Source organism: Zoogloea sp. (assembly GCF_044344315.1).
Lineage (GTDB): Bacteria > Pseudomonadota > Gammaproteobacteria > Burkholderiales > Rhodocyclaceae > Zoogloea.
Map to the genome: position 1 here is coordinate 1 of NZ_JBIJDC010000166.1, position 5810 is coordinate 5810.

Sequence of the window (5810 nt, forward strand, 5' to 3'; positions counted from 1 at the left end):
GCCACATATTGCCCGAATCGACGGGCGCAAGACACCGGGGCTCGATGGACGGACAAGCTGCACCGAGGGCTACAAGATCAGCCAGCGGAAACGAAAGCGTGTTGAAGATATCTTCGGGTGGCTGAAGACAGTGGGCGGAATGAGAAAGACCCGCTTCATCGGAGAAGCCCGAACCCAGCTCGCCGCCTACATGTCGGCGGCGGCGTACAATCTGCGGCGAATTGCGAAATTGCAGCGCACGGGGAGTGCGGCATGACGCGGCACCCGGAATTGGGCGAAAGCCCATTCCCCGGCCCATTTGACGGGCATCAAAACGGGTTTGGAAAGCCAATTCCGGGAATGAAGTCATGAGAAATCAAATAGTGAGGGGGCCGGCTGGAGCGGCTTCTCGGCGTTTTGCATCGGCGTGCTAAGCTGGGGTTTTGCACTTGATGTGTCAATCTACGCCTCATCTTGCATAGAAGACATCTATGACTTTCGACACCAGTCCGGCAATGCTGCCAATACCGGCCAGCGCTCCAAGCGACTTAAGGACAGTCTCTCGTGTTGCACTTCCTTCGTTGATGCTTCGAGTAGCCTCTGTCACTACTGCCTGCGCTGATGAGCGCGCGGCTGGACTAAGGTTTGGATCGGAATCTAGCTCAGATACCATCTGCTGGAACAGGCTTACAGCTGCGGCGCTGGAGGTCGATATCTCGATGTTGTTTTGTGTACTGATATTGGAACCATAGTTGTTGACGATCATGCTCTAATCTCCTTGATATTCTGCTCATAGATCGTAGACCCAACGTTGTTGACCGTAGTGTCACCAGACAAATCGATTGCATTGATGTTGTACGTGGTCGAACTGTGCTCTGGATTGATCATCGCGTCCTTCACGGCCTTAACGACCTTTGCAATTCCTTCTCGGTCAAACGAGTAGAAGACTGGTCGTGAGCCGGCGTTCGTCTCAATCGCTAACGAGTAGACAATAGGGGGATCGTCTTTAAGCTTCTTCCAAACAGCATGCAGCTTCTCGAACGAAGCTTTCCTGTTGGCCCACGCCTGCTTTTCCGACGACTTTCCATCCCAAATGCTGAATACAGCAATCACGATTCCGATCCAAAACGGAACTTCGCTGTTGAAAAAGGCTGCGCCGCCAAAGCCAAGGCCCGCCCAAAAAATTGGCGCAAGGATATTGATTGACCCGCTGGGCTCCTTCTCGTTAAACGTAGGCTCGGGAGCATCAAGTACGACTTTAGCTTCGCGTCGCGAGACTCCCGTCAGATTGCGAATCTGCCATGCGTCGTCCCCCACTTCGATGAGCTTCTCGCCGATGATGATTTCTCGGCGTTCCGTTCGGACGTTCTTTTCGAGTTCCAAGTTCTCCTCCCGCAGCTGGGGGTTTTCATAAAGCCTAACAGGCCGATGCAAAACTCCGAGAAGCCCCGCCAGCCGGGTCTCTCGCTATTTGATTTCTCATGACTTCATTCCCGGAATTGGCTTCCCAATCCCGTTTTGATGCCCATCAAATGGGCCGGGGAATGGGCTTTCGCCCAATTCCGGGTGCCGCTTCATGCTTCACTCCCTGCGCGCTGCAATTTCGCAATTCGCAGCAGGTTGTACGCCGCCGCCGACAGGTAGGCGGCGATCTGGGTTCGGGCTTCTCCGATGAAGCGGGTCTTTCTCATTCCGCCCACTGTCTTCAGCCACCCGAAGATCTCTTCAACACGCTTTCGTTTCCGCTGGCTGACCTTGTAGCCCTCGGTGCAGCTTGTCCGTCCATCGAGCCCCGGTGTCTTGCGCCCGTCGATTCGGGCGATATGTGGCTTGATCCCGTGCTCCCGCAGATGCTGAACGAAGTCCTTCACGTGATAGCCCTTGTCGGCACCCAGGGTCTTCGGGTGGATCTTCCTGCGCCGGGCGCGGGTGAGCAGTTGGCGGGCCGCCTGATGCTCGGCCAGGGTAGCGTCGGTGATGAGCAGATCCACGCACAGGCCGCTCCGGTTCTCCATGAGGGCATGGCCGCCGTAGCTGAGTTTGGCCGGCTGTCCGTTGCCTTTTCTCATGAGCTTCGCTTCAGGATCGGTGGTGCTCTGGTGGGTGGTGTTGGAACGTCTCTCGCCCTTGAAATCCACCATCCCGGTGCCGTCCCCCGGCTTGGGCGGTTCGTCATCGTCCTTGCGCTTGAAGCTCTTGAAGGAGGCCCAGGCGTCGATCAAGGTGCCGTCGACGGTGAAGTGATCGGACGAGAGCAACTTGTCCTTGCGGGCCAGACGCACCACCTCGTCGAAGAAACGTCGGGCGATATCGGTTTCCACCAAGCGCTCGCGCAGGCGACTGAAGTTGGATTGATCCAGCCCGCCCGACTCCAGGTCCAGATCGAGAAACCAGCGGAACAGCAGGTTGTAATCAAGTTGCTCGCAGAACAACCGGTCGGAGCGCACCGAGTAGAAGGCAATCAGCAATTGGGCCTTGAGCAGGCGCTCCGGCGGAATCGAAGGGCGGCCCGTCCTGGCGTAAAGGCCGTCGAGCTCCGCAGAAATGGCGGACAGTGCCGATTCGGCCAGTTTCTTCACCCGGCGCAACGGGTGATCGGCCGGAATCCGGGACTCGACCGAGAAATAGTGAAACATCGAGGACTGGGGATCGACTTCGCCGCGCATCGTTGTTCTGCCTGGGGTTCGGGGATACGGCTAGGACAGGCGGGTGGCCGGATCGTTCACTGGGTTTTGCATCACCCTGCTAACGAATAGCTAGGCTGCTATTTGATATGGCCTAACGTGAAATAGATGACATCTGACGCCTCTGGCGTCTTACACGACAGTCACCGAAGCTTCCGAAACGCCCTAAGTCTCTGTACAGAGGTTTTTCGACCAATTTCTCCGTCATGATCTCGCCTACCCTTCTTGCGGCCCTCCCTCGTTGCCCGGCTTGCTGGATCGGATTTGAGAGCGGATCAGGTCAAGGACTACGATCTGAGAGCCGAACAGACTTATGTGGGATGGATTAAACGCCACATCCTCTTTCATGACAAGTGGCACCCTCGAAAGATGGGCAGGTGGAAGTCATTCCATGCGTACTGGCGATGATGCGCAGCGCGAGTAGCACCACACGAGCCCAGCCCCTGTCGACTCACCGCTAGGCAACACCAGGGCGGCGCCCTGCTCCCATACCGTCCGAACCCGCCTGTCAGTCCATTGCAAGGTCCGGGCAAGTGAGGATTGAGGTTTCATCGGTTCAGTCGGCAACAGCCCATCACTCCGTTCGTGCCGCCATGTCCTCGCTCCATGCCTTCACTCTCATCGCCCCTGCCTCCCCGGCCGCCAACTGGCCGCGGTTGCCCGATGTGCTGGGCCGATCCGCACGCGGCGGGCGTTCCACCGCCTCAAGTACCGTCTGCTCTCGTGGCTCACCAAGCCCGAGCGCCGCCTGCTGCTGCAGGCCCTCGACCGCCACCCTGCCTGGTCACGCCTGCTGGACGCCGACAGGCGCAGCTACTACGTGTTGTATCGGCGCTATCTGGATCGCCGCTTCGGCCTGCGTCAGCGCTTTCACGCCATGATCGCCGACCTGGAGGCGGCGGCTGGCCACTTCGGCCCCGTGCTGTGCGGGCAGCTGGCCAGCGCGAGCAGCCCGCGCGTGGCTCAGGCCCCCGGCTGCATGGTGGACCTGACCCACACGCCCCCATGCGCATCGAGGGCTACTGGGCCCTGTGCCTGCACGACAGCGACGCGCCCCCCCTCTTCAACCTGAGCTTCGGCTTTACGGCCGCGGATACCCTGCTCATCGCCTCGCTGCAGAAGCTCAAGCGTGTCGACGGCAGCAAGCGCGAGACGATCTACGCCCTGACCAAGCAGTGCCACGGCCTGCGTCGCCCATGCGCTGGTGGTCGACAGGAAAACCCAAGAACACCAGATGGGGCGTGGGATCTGGCGGAAGGGTCGGTAACGCTATACGTCGATAACGATAGGAAAGCCCCCGTCGGCAAAGACGGGGGCATGCGGATGGCGGAGTCAGTGCAGTGCGTCAAGTTGGATGAATGACGCGCTTTTGAGGGCGAGTACCGCCCCCGCGGCGAGCGCCGGGTGGTGACTGGCACTGCCCGGCGCGGGTGAGGCACCGGGCCTAGGCGTTCAGGCAAAGTGCGACGGGGGGACGCCAGCCGTGTGGCCGCCGTCTACGAACAGCTCGGTCCCGGTGATCATCGCCGCCCCATCGGAGGCGAGAAAGACAACCGCGGCCGCGATGTCTGCCGGTTTGGCGAGGCGGCCCAGGGGCACCAGCCTGGACATGGCCTGCACCATGGCCTCCCGGCTGCCATAGAGATCGGCGATGGGGTCCAGCATCTCGCTGTCCACATAGGTGGGATGGACGGCGTTGCAGCGGATCGGATAGCCCTTGTGGGCACAGTGCAGGGCCACGGACTTGCTGAGCATGCGCAGGGCCCCCTTGCTGGCGCAATAGCCCACCAGATCCGGCGCGGCCCGGTCCGCGGCGATGGAGCCCACATTGATGATGGCCCCCGGCCGACCACTGCCGGACATGGCACGGATGGCGTGTTTGCAGCCGAGGTAGGGGCCGGTGGCGTTGACCGCCATCATGCGGTTCCAGTCGCTCAGGGCCAGATCCTCGAAGTCCCCGCCGGTGCCGATACCGGCCACGTTGGCGAGGATGTCGAGCCCCCCCTCGGTGGAGATCACATAATCCAGCGCCCGGCACCAGGCGGCCTCGTCGGTGACATCCAGATGCACGAAGCCGGCGGCGTTGCCGATGGTTTCGGCGGTCTCCACGCCGCCGGTTTCGTTGATATCGGCAACGATGACGCGTGCCCCCTGGGCGGCCAGGGCGTGGGCCGAGGCCCGGCCAATGCCGGAGGCGCCCCCGGTGACGAGGGCGACACGGCCCGTGAGATCCAGCATGCTGCGTTCGGTGAGTGTCATGGCTTTCGATTCCTTCAGGGTTGGGGAACGGGTTTGGAGAGCGGGGCCTGCACCGCCGGCGGAGCTGCGGGCAGCAGCAGACGCGCCAGGGCCGGCAGCAGCACCAGGGCACCGACCATGTTCCACAGGAACATGAAGGTCAGCAGCAGGCCCATGTCCGCCTGGAACTTGATGGCCGAGCCGATCCAGGTAAGCACGCCCACCGCCAGGGTCAGGCCGGTGAAGGCCACCGCGCGCCCGGTGGTGGCCACGGTGAGCAGGTAGGCCTCGGCCAGGGGATGGCCATGATCCAGATAGGACTGGAGGCGGTTGTAGATGTAGATGCCGTAGTCCACGCCGATGCCCACCCCGAGGGCGATCACCGGCAGGGTCGCCACCTTCACCCCCAAGCCCATCCAGGCCATGATGGCCTCGCACAGCACCGAGGTGATGTAGAGGGGGAGCACGATGCAGGCTGTCACCCGCACCGAGCGAAACTCGATCAGCAGCAGCACGGCGACGATGGCATACACCAGGAGCAGCATGGTGTGGTCGGCGTCGCGGATGACCTCGTTGGTGGCGGCCTCGATACCGGCATTGCCCCCCACCAGGGTGAAGCGCACCTTGTCGGAATCATGCCGGGCGGCAAAGTCGCGCACGGTGGCCATCACGGCAGCGAGGGTGGCGGCCTTGTGGTCGTTCAGATAGACCACCAGGGGCGTCATTGCGCAGCCGTTGCCGATGTACTCCTTGGGTGTCTTCTGGAAGGCGCCGCCGAGGGCGTACTTGTTGCGGCTGATGGCATACCACTTGGGGTTGCCCTCGTTGTTGGCCGCCAGCACCCGGTAGGCAAAGTCGGACATGGACACGCTGCGCTGCACGCCGGGTACCCGCTCCAACTCGGCCGCC

General features: G+C 61.6%; 8 protein-coding genes. 3 read left to right on the forward strand and 5 right to left on the reverse strand.

From position 1 onward, the window contains the following. Positions 1-256, forward strand: a 256-nt coding sequence (locus ACIQ09_RS21360; protein ID WP_398314305.1) for a transposase, incomplete at its 5' end; no start/stop codon positions are given. Positions 257-448: 192 nt separating this feature from the next. On the opposite strand, the gene ACIQ09_RS21365 is transcribed toward ACIQ09_RS21360, so the two are convergent. The 3 genes from ACIQ09_RS21365 to ACIQ09_RS21375 form a co-directional block, all read right to left on the reverse strand. Next, the gene (locus ACIQ09_RS21365; RefSeq protein ID WP_398314307.1) at positions 449-745 is read right to left on the reverse strand and encodes a hypothetical protein; all 297 of its coding nucleotides are present in this window, start codon (positions 743-745) and stop codon (positions 449-451) included. After that, complete coding sequence (locus ACIQ09_RS21370) at positions 742-1362, reverse strand: hypothetical protein (protein WP_398314309.1); 621 nt, start codon at positions 1360-1362, stop codon at positions 742-744. The genes ACIQ09_RS21365 and ACIQ09_RS21370 overlap by 4 nt, the downstream gene beginning before the upstream one ends. 191 nt (positions 1363-1553) lie before the next feature. Continuing rightward, the gene (locus ACIQ09_RS21375; protein WP_398314311.1) at positions 1554-2645 is read right to left on the reverse strand and encodes an IS5 family transposase; all 1092 of its coding nucleotides are present in this window, start codon (positions 2643-2645) and stop codon (positions 1554-1556) included. 694 nt (positions 2646-3339) lie between these two features. On the opposite strand from ACIQ09_RS21375, the gene ACIQ09_RS21380 reads away from it, so the two are divergent. Further along, on the forward strand, positions 3340-3735 hold the full coding sequence (locus ACIQ09_RS21380; protein ID WP_398314319.1) for a DUF535 family protein: 396 nt from the start codon (positions 3340-3342) through the stop codon (positions 3733-3735). Then, the gene (locus ACIQ09_RS21385; protein WP_398314313.1) at positions 3669-4025 is read left to right on the forward strand and encodes a DUF535 family protein; all 357 of its coding nucleotides are present in this window, start codon (positions 3669-3671) and stop codon (positions 4023-4025) included. Before ACIQ09_RS21380 ends, ACIQ09_RS21385 begins: the two co-directional genes overlap by 67 nt. A gap of 90 nt (positions 4026-4115) precedes the next feature. Here ACIQ09_RS21385 and ACIQ09_RS21390 read toward each other — a convergent pair whose 3' ends face one another. Together ACIQ09_RS21390 and ACIQ09_RS21395 are read right to left on the reverse strand one after the other, a co-directional pair. Further along, the gene (locus tag ACIQ09_RS21390) at positions 4116-4922 is read right to left on the reverse strand and encodes an SDR family NAD(P)-dependent oxidoreductase (protein WP_398314315.1); all 807 of its coding nucleotides are present in this window, start codon (positions 4920-4922) and stop codon (positions 4116-4118) included. 14 nt (positions 4923-4936) lie between these two features. Further along, a partial coding sequence (locus ACIQ09_RS21395; protein WP_398314317.1) for an RND family transporter occupies positions 4937-5810 on the reverse strand: 874 nt, incomplete at its 5' end.